The organism is Limnobaculum parvum (assembly GCF_003096015.2).
Lineage (GTDB): Bacteria > Pseudomonadota > Gammaproteobacteria > Enterobacterales > Enterobacteriaceae > Limnobaculum > Limnobaculum parvum.
On record NZ_CP029185.2, the window covers coordinates 40,850 to 62,111 of the forward strand.

At 51.8% G+C, this 21,262-nt stretch carries 1 protein-coding gene; it reads left to right on the forward strand.

From position 1 onward, the window contains the following. Positions 1–259 precede the first annotated feature (259 nt). Positions 260–21,181, forward strand: a complete 20,922-nt coding sequence (locus HYN51_RS00065; RefSeq protein WP_108900975.1) for an Ig-like domain-containing protein — start codon at positions 260–262, stop codon at positions 21,179–21,181. The last annotated feature ends 81 nt before the right edge of the window (positions 21,182–21,262 follow it).

Below are 21,262 nucleotides of genomic sequence, written 5' to 3' on the forward strand. Positions count from 1 at the left end.
TAGTGATTAAATCTAATAAAAACCCTCAATAGCAGGATTAAATCCTGATTTGTATTAATTGACACATCTCAAAGATCGCATTGAGTCATCTTGTTGGTTTAATATATAAGGTGAAGTAGATTTTTTTCATTTTAATTTAAAAATGTTGTTTTTTTATAAGGATTTTGTACGGTAAAGGACTTTTTATTGTACAGAAACGCTAGCTAGCTAGTGTAGGAATATTCAAAAATACTTAAGGATATAAAGGAGTTATTCAAGTATGAATACAAATACCAGTTTATTGGTAAATTCAGGAAGTGGTGCCTCTCAGGTTGTTGCGCTTGATGCAGGCAAACCGATCAAAATCAAAATCCAACCCGGCAGTAAATACCTTCTTAAGAATAAAGATAATAACTATGCGCCAGAGAACGTCACTCTCCTGCGCAATGGTGACGATCTGTGCGTTATTCTTGAAGGTGATACAACGCCGGCAGTGGTTATTGAAGACTATTATGTTGCTGGTAATAATGAACCGCTATTAGGTATGGCTGAGGATGGCCAACTTTATGCCTATATAGTAACCGATGGTTCATCCTTAGGTGAAGGCTATCTTTTTGATAATGGAGCTTTTGCTCCCGCAGCGCTAGGCGGTATGCCGTTGGGCGATGGCGCTTACCTGTTTGAAAATACAGACCATGATATGGGTCTGCTGGCTTTATGGCCATGGTTCTTGGGTGCAGCCGCGCTTACGGGTATCGGCATTGCAATCTATGAGCATAACAAGAATGACGATCATGATTCTTCCCCAGCTCCGGTAACGCCTCCAGCGGCAAGAGAAGCCTCTGTACCAACACTGGACGGCGCACTGGATCAGACGGGTAGTATTACTGGCCCTATCGCATACGGTTCTTTTACCGATGAAAATCATCCGACTATCTATGGTACTGGTTATGCCGGTGACACCATCAATGTTTATGATAATGGCCAATTAATTGGTACTGCGATTGTTGCTGCTGACGGTACCTGGAGCTTCAAGCCAGAGACCGCGCTGATCGATGGCGCTCACAGCATCACGATTACCCAATCTAACGCTGATGGCTCCACAAGTAAGCCATCTGATGATTTATCATTTACTGTTGATACCGTTGCCCCACTAAGACCGCTGTTTGGCGATATCATCGATAATGTGGGTCCTATCACTGGCCCAATTGCCAATGGTGCAACCACCGATGACGCTCGTCCTGAAGTGACTGGTACTGGCGAACCGGGTAATACCATTACTATTTTTATTGATGGTAAAGAAGCCGGTAAGGCACTTATCGACGGTAATGGACACTGGAGCTGGACGCCAGCAACAGATTTAGCAGATGGTCATTATCAACTGACTATCACTGAAACTGATAAAGCAGGCAACGTCAGCCCTGTTTCACCAACATTTGACTTTAATGTTGATACTTCTTCACCTGCTAAACCTTCTCTCCCAGAAATTATGGACAATCACGGTGATATCACCGGTCCAATCCATTCTGGTGATGTGACCGATGAAACCAAACCGACATTCGGTGGTGACGATGATGGTAAGCCGGGCGATATTATTAATATCATCGATAACGGAGAGGTGATCGCTACCGTCGTGGTAGATGATAAAGGTCATTGGGAATGGACCCCAGACGAGCCGCTGCCGGAAGGTAAGCATGAAATCGAGATCATTGTCTTTGACCCAGATACTGGCAAGGAAAGTGAGCCATCCGATCCGATCGAGTTTGAAATTGACATCACCCCACCGGTGAAACCAGCGGTACCGGAAGCCACCGACAAAACCGGCGATGAAACGGGCCCAATCAGTTCAGGCGACGTGACCGACGAAAACCAACCGGAATTCAACGGTGAAGGGACGCCGGGCGACACCATCATCATTAGAGATGGTGATGATATTATCGGCTCCGTGGTTATCCCAGAAGACGGTAAGTGGAACTGGACGCCAGAAGAACCACTGACCGACGGCGATCACAGCATTACCGTGACCGAGAAAGACCCGGCGGGCAATGAAAGTGAGCCATCCGATCCGATCGAGTTTGAAATTGACACCGTTCCACCGGTGAAACCAGCGGTACCGGAAGCCACCGACAAAACCGGCGATGAAACGGGCCCAATCAGTTCAGGCGACGTGACCGACGAAAACCAACCGGAATTCAACGGTGAAGGGACGCCGGGCGACACCATCATCATTAGAGATGGTGATGATATTATCGGCTCCGTGGTTATCCCAGAAGACGGTAAGTGGAACTGGACGCCAGAAGAACCACTGACCGACGGCGATCACAGCATTACCGTGACCGAGAAAGACCCGGCGGGCAATGAAAGTGAGCCATCCGATCCGATCGAGTTTGAAATTGACACCGTTCCACCGGTGAAACCAGCGGTACCGGAAGCCACCGACAAAACCGGCGATGAAACGGGCCCAATCAGTTCAGGCGACGTGACCGACGAAAACCAACCGGAATTCAACGGTGAAGGCACGCCGGGCGACACCATCATCATTAGAGATGGTGATGATATTATCGGCTCCGTGGTTATCCCAGAAGACGGTAAGTGGAACTGGACACCAGAAGAACCACTGGCCGACGGCGATCACAGCATTACCGTGACCGAGAAAGACCCGGCGGGCAATGAAAGTGAGCCATCCGATCCGATCGAGTTTGAAATTGACACCGTTCCACCGGTGAAACCAGCGGTACCGGAAGCCACCGACAAAACCGGTAACGAAACGGGCCCAATCAGTTCAGGCGATGTGACCGACGAAAACCAACCGGAATTCAACGGTGAAGGCACGCCGGGCGACACCATCATCATTAAAGACGGTGATGATATTATCGGCTCCGTGGTTATCCCAGAAGACGGTAAGTGGAACTGGACACCAGAAGAACCACTGGCCGACGGCGAGCACAGCATTACCGTGACCGAGAAAGACCCGGCGGGCAATGAAAGTGAGCCATCCGATCCGATCGAGTTTGAAATTGACACCGTTCCACCGGTGAAACCAGCGGTACCGGAAGCCACCGACAAAACCGGTAACGAAACGGGCCCAATCAGTTCAGGCGACGTGACCGACGAAAACCAACCGGAATTCAACGGTGAAGGCACGCCGGGCGACACCATCATCATTAAAGATGGTGATGACGTCATTGGCTCCGTGGTTATCCCAGAAGACGGTAAGTGGAACTGGACACCAGAAGAACCACTGGCCGACGGCGAGCACAGCATTACCGTGACCGAGAAAGACCCGGCGGGCAATGAAAGTGAGCCATCCGATCCGATCGAGTTTGAAATTGACACCGTTCCACCGGTGAAACCAGCGGTACCGGAAGCCACCGACAAAACCGGCGATGAAACGGGCCCAATCAGTTCAGGCGACGTGACCGACGAAAACCAACCGGAATTCAACGGTGAAGGCACGCCGGGCGACACCATCATCATTAAAGACGGTGATGACGTCATTGGCTCGGTGGTTATCCCAGAAGACGGTAAGTGGAACTGGACACCAGAAGAACCACTGGCCGACGGCGAGCACAGCATTACCGTGACCGAGAAAGACCCGGCGGGCAATGAAAGTGAGCCATCCGATCCGATCGAGTTTGAAATTGACACCGTTCCACCGGTGAAACCAGCGGTACCGGAAGCCACCGACAAAACCGGCGATGAAACGGGCCCAATCAGTTCAGGCGACGTGACCGACGAAAACCAACCGGAATTCAACGGTGAAGGCACGCCGGGCGACACCATCATCATTAAAGATGGTGATGACGTCATTGGCTCCGTGGTTATCCCAGAAGACGGTAAGTGGAACTGGACACCAGAAGAACCACTGGCCGACGGCGAGCACAGCATTACCGTGACCGAGAAAGACCCGGCGGGCAATGAAAGTGAGCCATCCGATCCGATCGAGTTTGAAGTTGACACCGTTCCACCGGTGAAACCAGCGGTACCGGAAGCCACCGATAAAACCGGTAACGAAACGGGCCCAATCAGTTCAGGCGATGTGACCGACGAAAACCAACCGGAATTCAACGGTGAAGGCACGCCGGGCGACACCATCATCATTAAAGACGGTGATGACGTCATTGGCTCCGTGGTTATCCCAGAAGACGGTAAGTGGAACTGGACACCAGAAGAACCACTGGCCGACGGCGAGCACAGCATTACCGTGACCGAGAAAGACCCGGCGGGCAATGAAAGTGAGCCATCCGATCCGATCGAGTTTGAAATTGACACCGTTCCACCGGTGAAACCAGCGGTACCGGAAGCCACCGACAAAACCGGTAACGAAACGGGCCCAATCAGTTCAGGCGACGTGACCGACGAAAACCAACCGGAATTCAACGGTGAAGGCACGCCGGGCGACACCATCATCATTAAAGACGGTGATGACGTCATTGGCTCCGTGGTTATCCCAGAAGACGGTAAGTGGAACTGGACACCAGAAGAACCACTGGCCGACGGCGAGCACAGCATTACCGTGACCGAGAAAGACCCGGCGGGCAATGAAAGTGAGCCATCCGATCCGATCGAGTTTGAAATTGACACCGTTCCACCGGTGAAACCAGCGGTACCGGAAGCCACCGACAAAACCGGTAACGAAACGGGCCCAATCAGTTCAGGCGATGTGACCGACGAAAACCAACCGGAATTCAACGGTGAAGGCACGCCGGGCGACACCATCATCATTAAAGACGGTGATGACGTCATTGGCTCTGTGGTTATCCCAGAAGACGGTAAGTGGAACTGGACACCAGAAGAACCACTGGCCGACGGCGAGCACAGCATTACCGTGACCGAGAAAGATCCGGCGGGCAATGAAAGTGAGCCATCCGATCCGATCGAGTTTGAAGTTGACACAGTTCCACCGGTGAAACCAGCGGTACCGGAAGCCACCGACAAAACCGGTAACGAAACGGGCCCAATCAGTTCAGGCGACGTGACCGACGAAAACCAACCGGAATTCAACGGTGAAGGCACGCCGGGCGACACCATCATCATTAAAGACGGTGATGATATTATCGGCTCCGTGGTTATCCCAGAAGACGGTAAGTGGAACTGGACACCAGAAGAACCACTGGCCGACGGCGATCACAGCATTACCGTGACCGAGAAAGACCCGGCGGGCAATGAAAGTGAGCCATCCGATCCGATCGAGTTTGAAATTGACACCGTTCCACCGGTGAAACCAGCGGTACCGGAAGCCACCGACAAAACCGGCGATGAAACGGGCCCAATCAGTTCAGGCGATGTGACCGACGAAAACCAACCGGAATTCAACGGTGAAGGCACGCCGGGCGACACCATCATCATTAAAGACGGTGATGATATTATCGGCTCCGTGGTTATCCCAGAAGACGGTAAGTGGAACTGGACGCCAGAAGAACCACTGGCCGACGGCGAGCACAGCATTACCGTGACCGAGAAAGATCCGGCGGGCAATGAAAGTGAGCCATCCGATCCGATCGAGTTTGAAGTTGACACCGTTCCACCGGTGAAACCAGCGGTACCGGAAGCCACCGACAAAACCGGTAACGAAACGGGCCCAATCAGTTCAGGCGATGTGACCGACGAAAACCAACCGGAATTCAACGGTGAAGGCACGCCGGGCGACACCATCATCATTAAAGACGGTGATGACGTCATTGGCTCCGTGGTTATCCCAGAAGACGGTAAGTGGAACTGGACACCAGAAGAACCACTGGCCGACGGCGAGCACAGCATTACCGTGACCGAGAAAGATCCGGCGGGCAATGAAAGTGAGCCATCCGATCCGATCGAGTTTGAAGTTGACACCGTTCCACCGGTGAAACCAGCGGTACCGGAAGCCACCGACAAAACCGGTAACGAAACGGGCCCAATTAGTTCAGGCGACGTGACCGACGAAAACCAACCGGAATTCAACGGTGAAGGCACGCCGGGCGACACCATCATCATTAAAGACGGTGATGACGTCATTGGCTCCGTGGTTATCCCAGAAGACGGTAAGTGGAACTGGACACCAGAAGAACCACTGGCCGACGGCGAGCACAGCATTACCGTGACCGAGAAAGATCCGGCGGGCAATGAAAGTGAGCCATCCGATCCGATCGAGTTTGAAGTTGACACCGTTCCACCGGTGAAACCAGCGGTACCGGAAGCCACCGACAAAACCGGTAACGAAACGGGCCCAATCAGTTCAGGCGATGTGACCGACGAAAACCAACCGGAATTCAACGGTGAAGGCACGCCGGGCGACACCATCATCATTAAAGACGGTGATGACGTCATTGGCTCCGTGGTTATCCCAGAAGACGGTAAGTGGAACTGGACGCCAGAAGAACCACTGGCCGACGGCGAGCACAGCATTACCGTGACCGAGAAAGACCCGGCGGGCAATGAAAGTGAGCCATCCGATCCGATCGAGTTTGAAATTGACACCGTTCCACCGGTGAAACCAGCGGTACCGGAAGCCACCGACAAAACCGGTAACGAAACGGGCCCAATCAGTTCAGGCGATGTGACCGACGAAAACCAACCGGAATTCAACGGTGAAGGCACGCCGGGCGACACCATCATCATTAAAGACGGTGATGACGTCATTGGCTCCGTGGTTATCCCAGAAGACGGTAAGTGGAACTGGACACCAGAAGAACCACTGGCCGACGGCGAGCACAGCATTACCGTGACCGAGAAAGATCCGGCGGGCAATGAAAGTGAGCCATCCGATCCGATCGAGTTTGAAGTTGACACCGTTCCACCGGTGAAACCAGCGGTACCGGAAGCCACCGACAAAACCGGCGATGAAACGGGCCCAATCAGTTCAGGCGATGTGACCGACGAAAACAAACCGGAATTCAACGGTGAAGGCACGCCGGGCGACACCATCATCATTAAAGACGGTGATGACGTCATTGGCTCCGTGGTTATCCCAGAAGACGGTAAGTGGAACTGGACGCCAGAAGAACCAATGGCCGACGGCGAGCACAGCATTACCGTGACCGAGAAAGACCCGGCGGGCAATGAAAGTGAGCCATCCGATCCGATCAAGTTTGAAATTGACACCGTTCCACCAGCTAAACCAGCTATTGATAGCGTCGTTGATGACGAAGGCACCATTACGGGCCCTATCACTAACGGTGGTGTTACCGACGATAAAACCCCAACCTTCTCAGGTGAAGGTGACGCGGGTGATGTCATTATATTTACAGACAATGGCACAGTTATTGGTAGCGTGAAAGTTGATGAAAACGGTAGCTGGAAATTTACGCCAGAAACGCCGTTAGCAGAAGGCGAGCACAGCATTACCGTGACCGAGAAAGACCCGGCGGGCAACAAGAGTGAGCCATCCGATCCGTTTACGTTTACCGTGGATACCACCCCGCCAGATCCAGCTAAATTAGCTATTACCGGCGTTGAAGACAACGTGGGTGAGATCATCGGTAATATCCTTGATGGTAAGTCAACCGATGATGCCAGCCCGGTTATCAGCGGTACCGGTACCAAAGGCGACACCATTGTGGTGTACACCAAGGATGCGGCAGGTAGCCATGAAATTGGTAGTACAACGGTAGGGGATGATGGCAAGTGGCATTTGGAACCAACCACCCCATTACTGCCGGGTAGCAACGTACTGACCGCGGTAGAAATCGACCCGGCGGGTAACGACACCACCAGTAAGACTTATACCATCATTGTGGACATGGTTAAGCCAGAAGTCCCTGTGATTGTTAACGTCATGGATAATGTGGGTGATATCAAAGGCGCATTGCAAAAAGGCGATGTGACCGACGATAACAAACCTGAAATTACCGGTACGGCGAAAGCCGACTATATCGTCCGTATTTATGACGGTTCAACGTTGTTAGGCTCGGTGACCGCTGACAGTAAAGGTGAGTGGACATTTACGCCAACTACCGCACTGGCTGATGGTGTGCACAACATCAACGCAACAGCGACCAGCCCAATCGGACAAACCAGCGGCAAGACCGGCGACTTCAACTTCGAAGTGGATACCACGGCACCGCTGGCAGTTGATGGCCTGAAAATCATCGATGATGTGGGTGGCTATCAAGGTGAGCTGCATGATCGTGATACCACCGATGATGCTATGCCAACCTTTAGCGGTAAGGCCGAAGCCAACAGCACGGTCACTATCTATAACGGTGATGACAAGCTGGGTACGGCGAAAGTGGATGCCAACGGTGACTGGACGTTCACACCAAGCAAGGCTCTGGCAGACGGTGACTATGTGTTCAGCACGGTGGTAACCGATAAAGCCGGTAACCCAAGTCCTGCAACACCAGACGTTCACATTACTATTGATACCAGCAACGTGGTCGTCAGCATCACTCACCTGGTGGATGATGTGGCACCTATCACGGGCGATATCACACCAAATGGCGTGACTAACGATACTAAGCCGGAAATTATTGGTGAAGGTAAAGCGGGTAGCGTGGTTAAGGTGTATGACAACGTCAATACACTGCTGGGTTCAACCACCGTTAAGGCAGATGGTAGCTGGAGCTTTACACCGGCAACGGCCTTAAGTGAAGGTAAACACAGCATTACGGTGACCGCAACCGATAAGGCAAACAACACCACACCACAAACCTCAGCGTTTGAATTTAACGTGGATACGGTCAAGCCATCTGTTCCGACGATTGAGAAGGCAGTGGATGATGTGGGCACGATTCAGGGTGACCTGAAGACAGGCAGCATCACGGATGACTCTACGCCAACGCTGTCGGGTACGGCAGAGGCTAACAGCCTGGTTATCGTGTATGACGGTACCAACGCGCTGGGCTCGGTAATGGCTAACGGCGATGGTGCCTGGAGCTTTACACCGGCAACGCCAATTCTGGAAGGTGAGCACAAGTTCCACGTAACGGCGACGGATGCGGCAGGTAACGTGAGCGATCCATCTGCTGACTTTGTGTTGTTCACTGATTACACCCCACCACCATTTGATGCACTGGCTATTACCGGTGTTGAAGATAACGTAGGTGAGATCACCGGCAATATCCTTGATGGTAAGTCAACCGACGATGCCAGCCCGGCTATCAGCGGTACCGGTACGGCCGGTGACACCATTGTGGTGTACACCAAAGACAGCGGCGGTAGCCATGAAATTGGTCGTACCACTGTGGACGTTGACGGTAAGTGGACGTTGGAGCCAACCACCCCATTACTGCCAGGTAGCAACGTACTGACCGCGGTAGAAACCGACCCGGCGGGTAACAGCACCACCAGTGAGACCTATACCATCATCGTGGACATGGTTAAGCCAGAAGTCCCTGTGATTGTTAACGTACTGGATGATGTGGGTCCTATCACGGGCGCATTACAAAAAGGTGATGTGACCGACGATAATAAACCAACCATTACGGGTACGGCTGAAGCTGGCTATATCGTTCGCATTTATGACGGTGCAACCCTGTTAGGTTCTGTGACTGCTGACACCAAAGGCGTGTGGACATTTACACCAACCACCGCTCTGGCTGATGGCCAGCACAGCATCACTGCGACGGCGACCAGCACGATTGGTCAAACTAGCAAGCCAACCGGTATCTTCAATTTCGAAGTGGATACCAAGGCACCACTGGCGGCAGATAGCCTGAAAATTACCGATGATGTGGGTGATTATAAAGGACCTCTGAAAGACGGTGATACTACTGATGACGCTACACCAACCTTCAGCGGTAAGGCCGAAGCCAACAGCACCGTAACTATCTATAACGGTGATAGCGCAATTGGTTCGACGAAAGTGGATGCCAACGGTGACTGGACGTTCACACCAAGCAAGTCTCTGGCAGACGGTGACTATGTGTTCAGCACGGTGGTAACCGATAAAGCCGGTAACCCAAGTCCTGCAACACCAGACGTTCACATTACTATTGATACCAGCAACGTGGTCGTCAGCATCACTCACCTGGTGGATGATGTGGCACCTATCACGGGCGATATCACACCAAATGGCGTGACTAACGATACTAAGCCGGAAATTATTGGTGAAGGTAAAGCGGGTAGCGTGGTTAAGGTGTATGACAACGTCAATACACTGCTGGGTTCAACCACCGTTAAGGCAGATGGTAGCTGGAGCTTTACACCGGCAACGGCCTTAAGTGAAGGTAAACACAGCATTACGGTGACCGCAACCGATAAGGCAAACAACACCACACCACAAACCTCAGCGTTTGAATTTAACGTGGATACGGTCAAGCCATCTGTTCCGACGATTGAGAAGGCAGTGGATGATGTGGGCACGATTCAGGGTGACCTGAAGACAGGCAGCATCACGGATGACTCTACGCCAACGCTGTCGGGTACGGCAGAGGCTAACAGCCTGGTTATCGTGTATGACGGTACCAACGCGCTGGGCTCGGTGATGGCTAACAGCGATGGTACCTGGAGCTTTACACCGGCAACGCCAATTCTGGAAGGTGAGCACAAGTTCCACGTAACGGCGACGGATGCGGCAGGTAACGTGAGCGATCCATCTGCTGACTTTGTGTTGTTCACTGATTACACCCCACCACCATTTGATGCACTGGCGATCACCGGTGTGGATGATAAGGTAGGTGCAGTCACGGGCAACGTGAAGTCTGGCGATACCACCGACGATACCCGTCCAACCATTCATGGTACCGGTACAGCCGGGGACACTATTTACGTGTACACCCATGACAGCTCCGGTAATCATCTGATTGGTACGGCTACCGTGATTGCTGACGGTACATGGAGCTTGTTGCCAGAGTCTCCATTACTGCCGGGCGTGAACAAATTCACGGCAGAGGAAAGAGATCTGGCGGGCAACAAGGTTGGTCCGTGTGCTGAATACATCATTACACTGGATGTAGCACCACCGGCTCCTCCGGTAATTGAGCGTGTTGAAGATAACTTCAATAACGTTGATGACAAAGTTATTGCCCTGCAAAAAGGTGCCGTAACCGACGACAATACCCCAACCATCATCGGTACGGCGGTGGCTAATGGTATCGTTACTATCTATAACAACGATGTGGCAATTGGTTCGGTGAAAGTTGGCGAAGATCGTCAATGGAGCTTTACGCCAGAGCCTGCGCTGGAAGACGGTAAATACAACATTTGTGCTGATGTTACTGACACCGTTGGCAGAACCAGTGATAAGACCGGTATCTTTGATTTTGAAGTGGATACTGTTGCCCCAGGTAAAGTAACCGATCTGTTGGTTACCGATGATGTGGGTGACTATAAAGGTCCTCTGAACAGCGGCGATATCACTGATGACGGTACACCAACCTTTAGTGGTAAGGCAGAGGCCAACAGCACGGTGACCATCTATAACGGTGAAACCAAGCTGGGCACGGCAGATGCGGACGCCAGTGGTAACTGGACATTTACCCCAAGTACCTCACTGGCCAATGGCGATTATACCTTCGCCATTACAGTGACCGACAAGGCGGGTAACACCGGTGAAGCGGAAACGTTTAATCTGACCATTGATAAATCAGCAGTAACGGTGGAAATCACCCGACTGGTAGATAATGTAGGTGACATCACCGGCAATATCACACCAACCACCGGTGTGACCGATGACGCGCGTCCGGAAATCATTGGTGAAGGTAAAGCCAACAGCGTTATCAAAGTGTATGACGGCGAAACATTGCTGGGCTCTACTACAGTGCAAGCGGATGGCACCTGGACCTTTACCCCATCGACAGATCTGAAAGACGGCAGCCATAGTATTAAGGCAACCGCCACCGATCTGGCAGGTAATACCAGTCCGGAAACTGCACCGTTTGTGTTTGAAGTTGATACGGTGAAACCGTCCATACCAACCATTGATTCTGCTATTGATGATGTGGGTACTGTTCAGGGTACATTGCTGAACGGCAACGCGACGGATGACCCAACGCCAACGCTGATAGGTAAAGCAGAGAAAGGCAGCATCGTCAAAGTGTATGACGGCGAGGCTTTACTGGGCTCCGTGAAGGCCGACAGCACCACCGGTGCCTGGAGCTTCACGCCAGAATCTGGTCTACCTGAAGGCAAGCATACGTTCCACGTAACGGCTACCGATAAGGCGGGTAACGTCAGTGATAAGTCAGCCGACTTCGTGCTGACCATGGACTTCACCGCACCAATCATGCCAGTTATCACTGGTGTGGATGATCAGGTGGGTGCAGTCACGGGTAACGTGAAGTCAGGTGATACTACCGATGACAAGCGTCCAACCATCAGCGGTACCGGTACTGAGGGTGACACCATTTATGTGTACACCCATGACAGCGCTGGCGATCGTATGATTGGTACCACAACTGTTAAGGCAGACGGTACCTGGAGCATGAGACCGGCAGCAGAACTGAATGTGGGCGAGAACGAGTTCACGGTAATGGAAAGGGATCCGGTAGGTAATGAGGCTGGCCCAAGTGCGAAGTACACCATTACGGTGGATGGTTCTGTACCGACAGCACCAACCATTGATACCGTGGCGGATGACGTAGGTACCATCACCGGTGACTTAAAAGACGGTGATACAACTGACGACACCAAACCAACTATCTCTGGTACGGCGATGTCGGCCAAGGGCGGAATGGTTACTATCTATAACGAAACGGATGGTAAAACACTGGGTACGGCGAAGGTTGATGCAGACGGTAAGTGGACATTCACTCCGGCGACAGATCTGGCTGAGGGTGTGTATAAGATCACGGTTGATGCGACCAATACAGTCGGTCAAACCAGTGGTAAGAGCACGGCCTTCAACTTTGAAGTCGATACGACTGCACCGGGCAAAGTGACCGATCTGGTTATCACCGATGATGTAGGTGCTGTTACTGGTGCGCTGAATGATAACGACACCACCGATGACAATACGCCAACCTTCACCGGTAAGGCTGAAGCCAACGGCATCGTGACTATCTATGATGGTTCAACGGCTCTGGGTTCTGTCAAAGCAGGTAGCGATGGTAGCTGGACGTTCACACCGACCGCACTGGCAGATGGTAAACATGAGTTCAGTACTACCGTAACGGATGCAGCGGGTAATACCGGTGCGGCGACACCATTGGTACATATTACTGTAGATACCAGTGTGTTAGCGGTGGCCATTACTAAACTGGAAGATAATGTTGGTGATGTCACTGGCCCAATTAAGGCTAATGGTTTCACTGATGATACCCAACCAGAAGTGATTGGTACGGCTAAAGCGGACAGTATTGTCGAAGTTTACGACGGTGCAACGCTGTTAGGTTCAACCAAGGCAGATGCAACAGGTAACTGGAGCTTTACACCAGCGACCGCATTGGCTCAGGGCGACCACAGCATCACTGCGAAGGCGACCGATACGGCGGGTAACAGCAGTACTACAGCGGATGCGTTCAAGTTCACTATTGATACGACGAAACCGACCGTGCCGACCATTGACTCAGCTGAGGACAATGTAGGTTTGATTACTGGCGCAATGAGTAGCGGTAGCCACACGGATGATCCGACGCCAACCCTGAGCGGTAAAGCCGAGAAAGGCAGTACTGTGAGCGTGTATGACGGTACGGAACTGCTGGGTACGACAACGGCGAACAGCGATGGCGAGTGGACATTCACTACTCCTGATATGACCGAGACCACGCACACGTTCCACGTAACGGCCACCGATGCGGCAGGTAACGTCAGTGATAAATCAGCAGACTTTGTGCTGTTCATGGACTTCACCAAGCCACCGATTGATGCACTGGCTATTACTGGTGTAGATGACCAGGTGGGTGCCTATAAGGGTAACGTTAAGTCTGGCGATACCACCGACGATACTCGTCCAACCATTCATGGTACTGGTACAGCGGGTGACACCATTTATGTGTACACCACTGACAGCGCCGGTCACCATCTGATTGGTACGGCAACCGTGATTGCTGACGGTACATGGAGCCTGATGCCAGCGTCTCCATTACTGAAGGGCGATAACGTTCTTACGGCAACGGAAAGAGATCTGGCCGGTAACGAGGCAGGCCCAAGTGCCACATACACCATTACAGTGGATGTAGCACCACCGGCTCCTCCGGTAATTGAGCGTGTTGAAGATAACTTCAATAACGTTGATGACAAAGTTATTGCCCTGCAAAAAGGTGCCGTAACCGACGACAATACCCCAACCATCATCGGTACGGCGGTGGCTAATGGTATCGTTACTATCTATAACAACGATGTGGCAATTGGTTCGGTGAAAGTTGGCGAAGATCGTCAATGGAGCTTTACGCCAGAGCCTGCGCTGGAAGACGGTAAATACAACATTTGTGCTGATGTTACTGACACCGTTGGCAGAACCAGTGATAAGACCGGTATCTTTGATTTTGAAGTGGATACTGTTGCCCCAGGTAAAGTAACCGATCTGTTGGTTACCGATGATGTGGGTGACTATAAAGGTCCTCTGAACAGCGGCGATATCACTGATGACGGTACACCAACCTTTAGTGGTAAGGCAGAGGCCAACAGCACGGTGACCATCTATAGCGGTGAAACCAAGCTGGGCACGGCAGATGCGGACGCCAGTGGTAACTGGACATTTACCCCAAGTACCTCACTGGCCAATGGCGATTATACCTTCACCATTACAGTGACCGACAAGGCGGGTAACACCGGTGAAGCGGAAACGTTTAATCTGACCATTGATAAATCAGCAGTAACGGTGGAAATCACCCGACTGGTAGATAATGTAGGTGACATCACCGGCAATATCACACCAACCACCGGTGTGACCGATGACGCGCGTCCGGAAATCATTGGTGAAGGTAAAGCCAACAGCGTTATCAAAGTGTATGACGGCGAAACATTGCTGGGCTCTACTACAGTGAAAGCGGATGGTACCTGGACCTTTACCCCATCGACAGATCTGAAAGACGGCAGCCATAGTATTAAGGCAACCGCCACCGATCTGGCAGGTAATACCAGTCCGGAAACTGCACCGTTTGTGTTTGAAGTTGATACGGTGAAACCGTCCATACCAACCATTGATTCTGCTATTGATGACGTGGGTACTGTTCAGGGTACATTGCTGAACGGCAACGAGACGGATGACCCGACGCCAACGCTGATAGGTAAAGCAGAGAAAGGCAGCATCGTCAAAGTATATGACGGCGAGGCTTTACTGGGCTCCGTAACGGCAGACAGCACCACCGGTGCCTGGAGCTTCACGCCAGAATCTGGTCTACCTGAAGGTAAGCATACGTTCCACGTAACGGCTACCGATAAGGCGGGTAACGTCAGTGATAAGTCAGCCGACTTCGTGCTGACCATGGACTTCACCGCACCAATCATGCCAGTTATCACTGGTGTGGATGATCAGGTGGGTGCAGTCACGGGTAACGTGAAGTCAGGTGATACTACCGACGATGATCGTCCAACCATCAGCGGTACTGGTACTGCCGGTGACACGATTTATGTGTACGCCAAAGACAGCATCAATAACCATCTGATTGGTACCACTACCGTTAAGGCAGATGGCACCTGGACCATGAGACCGGCAGATGCGCTGAAGCCAGGAATGAATGAATTCACGGCAATGGAGAGGGATCCGGTAGGTAATGAGGCTGGCCCAAGTGCGAAGTACACCATTACGGTGGATGGTACTATACCGACAGCACCAACCATTGATACCGTGGCGGATGACGTAGGTACCATCACCGGTGACTTAAAAGACGGTGATACAACTGACGACACCAAACCAACTATCTCTGGTACGGCGATGTCGGCCAAGGGCGGAACGGTTACTATCTATAACGATGGTACCAAAATCGGTACGGCAACGGTTGATGCAGACGGTAAGTGGACATTCACTCCGGCGACAGCACTGGCTGACGGTTCGTATAAGATCACGGTTGATGCGACCAATACGGTCGGTCAAACCAGCGAGAAGAGCGATGCCTTCAACTTTACTGTTGATACTGTTGCACCGGGAGCGGTAACCGATCTGGTTATCACCGATGATGTGGGTGCTGTTACTGGTGCGCTGAAAGATAACGATACCACCGATGACAATACGCCAACCTTCACCGGTAAGGCTGAAGCCAACGGCATCGTGACTATCTATGATGGTTCAACGGCTCTGGGTTCTGTCAAAGCAGGTAGCGATGGTAGCTGGACGTTCACACCGACCGCGCTGGCAGATGGTAAACATGAGTTCAGTACCAAGGTAACGGATGCAGCGGGTAATACCGGTGCGGCGACACCAGTGGTACATATTACTGTAGATACCAGTGTGTTAGCGGTGGCCATTACTAAACTGGAAGATAACGTTGGTGATGTCACTGGCCCAATTAAGGCTAATGGTTTCACTGATGATACCCAACCAGAAGTGATTGGTACGGCTAAAGCGGACAGTATTGTCGAAGTTTACGACGGTGCAACGCTGTTAGGTTCAACCAAGGCAGATGCAACAGGTAACTGGAGCTTTACACCAGCGACCGCATTGGCTCAGGGCGACCACAGCATCACTGCGAAGGCGACCGATACGACGGGTAACAGCAGTACTACTGCGGATGCGTTCAAGTTCACTATTGATTCCGTAGCGCCAACCAAGCCGACTATCGAATCAGCGGAAGACAACGTGGGTACTATCACTGCTACATTGCATAGCGGCGACTCTACCGATGATTCTACTCCGACTCTGACCGGTAAGGCTGAAAAAGACAGTATCGTAAGCGTATATGACGGTACGACTCTGCTGGGTACAACAACGGCAGATAGCAGCGGTGTGTGGACATTCACTACCGATGCCTTGACTGAAGACAAGCATACGTTCCACGTAACGGCGACGGATGCGGCGGGTAACGTCAGTGTTAAATCTGATGACTTTATCCTGACCATGGACTTCACCAAACCAGCACTGCCAGTTATCACCGGTGTGGACGATCAGGTTGGTATTACCAAGGGTAACGTTATTTCTGGCGGAACCACCGATGATACCCGTCCAACCATCAGCGGTACCGGTACTAAGGGCGACATCATTACGGTGTACACCACTGACAGCACCAATAACCATGTTATTGGTAGCACCACCGTTGATGCTAACGGCAAGTGGAGCCTGCAACCGGCAACGGCGTTGGCTGAGGGACAAAACGTGTTCACCGCCGTAGAAACGGATCTGGTGGGTAACGCAACCGACCCAAGTGCTTCGTACACCATTACCTTAGACACCTATGTTTCAGACGCGAAGATTAAGATCACTGCGATTACTGATGACAACGGTGGTTCCAGCACTGACTTTATCACCAACGATAATACGTTGTTGATTAGCGGTACTCTGGATAAGGCTCTGTTGTCTGATGAGACGGTAGAAATCACCCTAGATAATGGCACCACCTGGACCAAGGCAACGACATTAACCGATACCGGTTGGACCGTTGACCTGCAAAGTAAGGTGCTGGCTGATGGGGATTACACCATCAAAGCGCGTGTGGTGGACAATGCCGGTAACGTAGGTAGCACTGACAACCATGCGTTGACCATTATCACGACAGGTCGTGATATGGACGGTCTGAGTACGACGGCGAAGATCACCACCGATACCAGCCATGGTCTGGTGGCAGGCGATCTGTTCAGCCACAGTGCAACCGTTACCAATACCGATATGGTCACTCGTGACCGTAACGTGACGATAACAGGTACGCTGAGTTCGGCGCTGCTAGCCGGTGAAAAACTACAGATCTCGCTGGATGACGGCGCGACCTGGAAGACCCTCACCATGACTGGCAATAACTGGAGCTATGTGTTGCCTGAGGTATCTGCTGATACCACATACAGCTACAAGCTGCAGGCGGTTGATAATGCGGGCAACAAGGGTAGAAATACCACGTTTGAAGACGTCTACAAGGTCGTGATTGACCTGACGGTGCCAGATGCAATTAAAGCTGCGCCACTTATCGACAAGATTGTTAGCACCAAAGACAGCTTCACCTTCGACAGCAGCCGTTACGGTGCGGTAGAAGCGGGCACCATTGTTGCGCTGGTTAGCGACGAGAATGGTAACGGTAACTACCAAGAAGGTCTGGATCAGGTGTTAGGCTTTGCCACGGCGAATGCGGACGGCTCTTGGAGTCTGACCACTAAGCTGCCGGCAGGTGCACATAACCTGGCGTTTATGGTGTGGGATGCAGCGGGTAACCACTCAAGTATGGGTGCTAGCACCAGCGTCGGTGTTACCGACGGTGAAGGTAGCTTGCTGATTACCCAGAAGTGGGGGGGAACTACTGACTCCGATGGTCGTGGCCTGAACGCAGCAGCGGTAACCATTAGCCAAGATGGTCTGTGGTCATTCTTCCAAAGCGTGCGTGGTACCAGTGGTACAACTACCGCTAACGCCGGTCGTGTGTATACCTCGACCGATCGTGAGAACTATGATTCCACCTATCTGGCGCAACCGTCTACTTCTAACGGTGCGGGTTATAATGTTGACAGTGCCAGCTACAGCCGTTACATCAACTCGGCGGTGTTTGCAGATCTCAACCGCGATGGTTATACCGATGTCATGTCACAGGTCAGTTCGTACGAGAACGCCGGTCGTACCGCTTACTGGATGCAAAATGCAGACGGTACCTTCTCACCGAAGGCGGTAGATCAGGGCAGCTTGAACCACCTGGGTGGGGTTATTGGCTATGACCGTGAAGGTGACGGCTATCTGGACTTCGTACTGGCAGACTCCGAGTCAGACTCCATTTCATTCCTGAAGAATGATGCAGGGGTGTTGAGTTACGAAAAAGTGAGCGGTTTCCCTAACGGTCACCCGGGCGGCGCTTTACCATCGGCCTTGAGTCTCATGCACGAAATCGGTGCGGTGGATATCGATAACAACGGTACGGTAGATATTACCGCTCATATTGACTACAACGGTGCGGGTAATAACGCAGGTAATGGTTCTCGCGGTCTGGGTATTCTGTACAACGAGTTAACCGGTACAGGAAAAACCAACTTTGGTACCGTCGGTTACTATACCAACGTGTTCTCCAACGATGGTGCGGATGACTACGGTAACCTGTCGATCTCCATGACCTATGCAGACTTTAACGGCGATGGCTGGTTAGATCTGTTCCTGGCTCGTGGTACCAAGGCGGGTGCGAACAATAATGAAAGTCGTATCTACCTGAATGACGGCACTGGTAAGTTGCTGACAACGGATGCTCAGGCATTGTGGTTTGGTGACAAACTGGCTGGTGGTACGTCGTTGGCAGTGGACTGGAACCATGACGGTAAAGTGGACATTATCGAAATTCCACGCTCTGGCATCAACGATAGCCCAATGCTGTACACCAACACCGGTAACGGTATTTGGAGTGCGGGCGGGGTCAGCCTGACCGGTACCACGAAGTTTGACAACCTGACCGGTGCCGTAGCGCTTGACTACGACTGGGATGGTTCGATGGATATCGTGTTGTATCGTTCTGGCAGTGATGCTGACGTGGTGTCCAAAACTGATTCCGCTCCAACGTTGTTGGTGAAAAACACCAATATCGCGGCGGACGGTACCAGCCTGCAGATCCGTATTGTTGACGGTTTCGGCATCAATACCTTCTACAGTAACACCGTTAAGTTGTATAACTCAGCCGGTGTGTGTGTGGCAACACAGCTGATTAACCCGCAGTCCTCTGGCTCCAGTAACAGTATGGGCCTAGTTAGCTTCTTCGGATTAGATCCAAATGAAGTGTACTCGGTGCAGATGTTGCGTATTACCAACGGGGTAACAGACCATGTGGGCGCTACGGCATCCATTGGTGGTTACACCAACGGTACGGTGAATGAGACGTGGGGCGGCCTGACCACCAGTAAGTCGCACGATGCCTACGTACTGACAGCAGAAAGTTCTAGCGCTGCTAATAATACAGTGGGCGCGAGCGGCATTATCGGTACTGGCTATAACGACACCTTCTTCGGTTCGGCGGGTAATGATACCTACACCGGTGGTGGCGGTTGGAACCTGATCGTCAGCGGTCAGCAAGTCTGGAGTGAAACGGCGGGTCTGGATATTGTGGACTACAGCCGCTCTGCTTCGGCGATCACAGCCAACCTGACTACCGGCGTTGCAACTGGATGGGGCACCGACAAGCTGGTCAGTATCGAAGGCCTGATCGGTACTTCTCTGGGTGATACGTTCACCGATAACGCGGCTAACAACCTGTTTGAAGGTCGCGGCGGCGATGACACCTTCTACCTGACTAACGGTGGTAACGATGTACTGATGTACAACGTGCTGGCCGGTAAGGGTGGTGACGGTACTGGCGGTAACGGTCATGACATCGTGTATGGCTTTACCGTAGGTAATCTGCTGACCAATAAGAATGCAGACCTGATCGACGTGAGCGATCTGCTGAACTATTCCGGTCCGTTATCCTGCTTTATGGATGAAGGCAAGATGACGCTGGACTTCGCTTCTCTGGGTATTATGGATTACCTGAAGGTAACGCAGACCGGTAGCGATACGGTTATCAGCATTGACCGTGATGGTAAAGGTGGGGCGTATGGCTTCCAGGATCTGATCACGCTGAAAGGTGTGAGTACTGACCTAGTGACGCTGTTGTCCAACAACCAGATCGAGGTAGGTGATGATACGCTGACACATCCGGCTGGCGTACAGTCTGTGCAGTCATTGTTATCGACAACTCAGCAGTCACTGCTGTCTATCTCTCAGATGTTTACCGCTGGTGACGACATTCTGTTCGGCACCGATAAGGCAGACATCCTGATGGGTGGCCAAGGCAACGATACCTTTATCCACATTGGTACCGGTGACCAAGTCATGGGCGGAGTGGGTAACGATGTTATCAAGCTGGCCTCAACAGACTTCGACTTTATCTCTGGTGATGAGGGTATCGACACCCTGATTCTGGAAGGTAAAGACGTGCTGTTAGACCTGGGTGCGTTGAAAGACAAACTGAGCTCAGTGGAAATCTTCGACATGGGTGATGGTCACAACACCATGAAGGTTTCTCTGGATGATGTTTTACGTCTGGGTTCAGAAGAACTGGCAATTAAGAGTGGTGATAAAGCAATTATCGTTAATGGTGAAGAAGGCAGCACTCTGCAGTTAGAGAGTGGTGACGGCCAGTGGACGATGTCGCAAAGCAATTACCAACATGACGGTAGTACCTATAACGTCTGGACCATGAGTACCTCAGGTATTGAAGTACTGGTCGAGAACACGGTTAACCCGATCATTATGTAATTGAGTGATTGAAGCGGCCGCCGTAAGGCGGTCGTCTTCAGCACACACTGTTTAACTTACCAGTAACGGAATAACTCAGGA

Excerpts from the sequence above, each read along its gene's own strand:
- HYN51_RS00065 (WP_108900975.1), top strand. The coding sequence starts at position 260 with ATGAATACAAATACCAGTTTATTGGTAAATTCAGGAAGTGGTGCCTCT.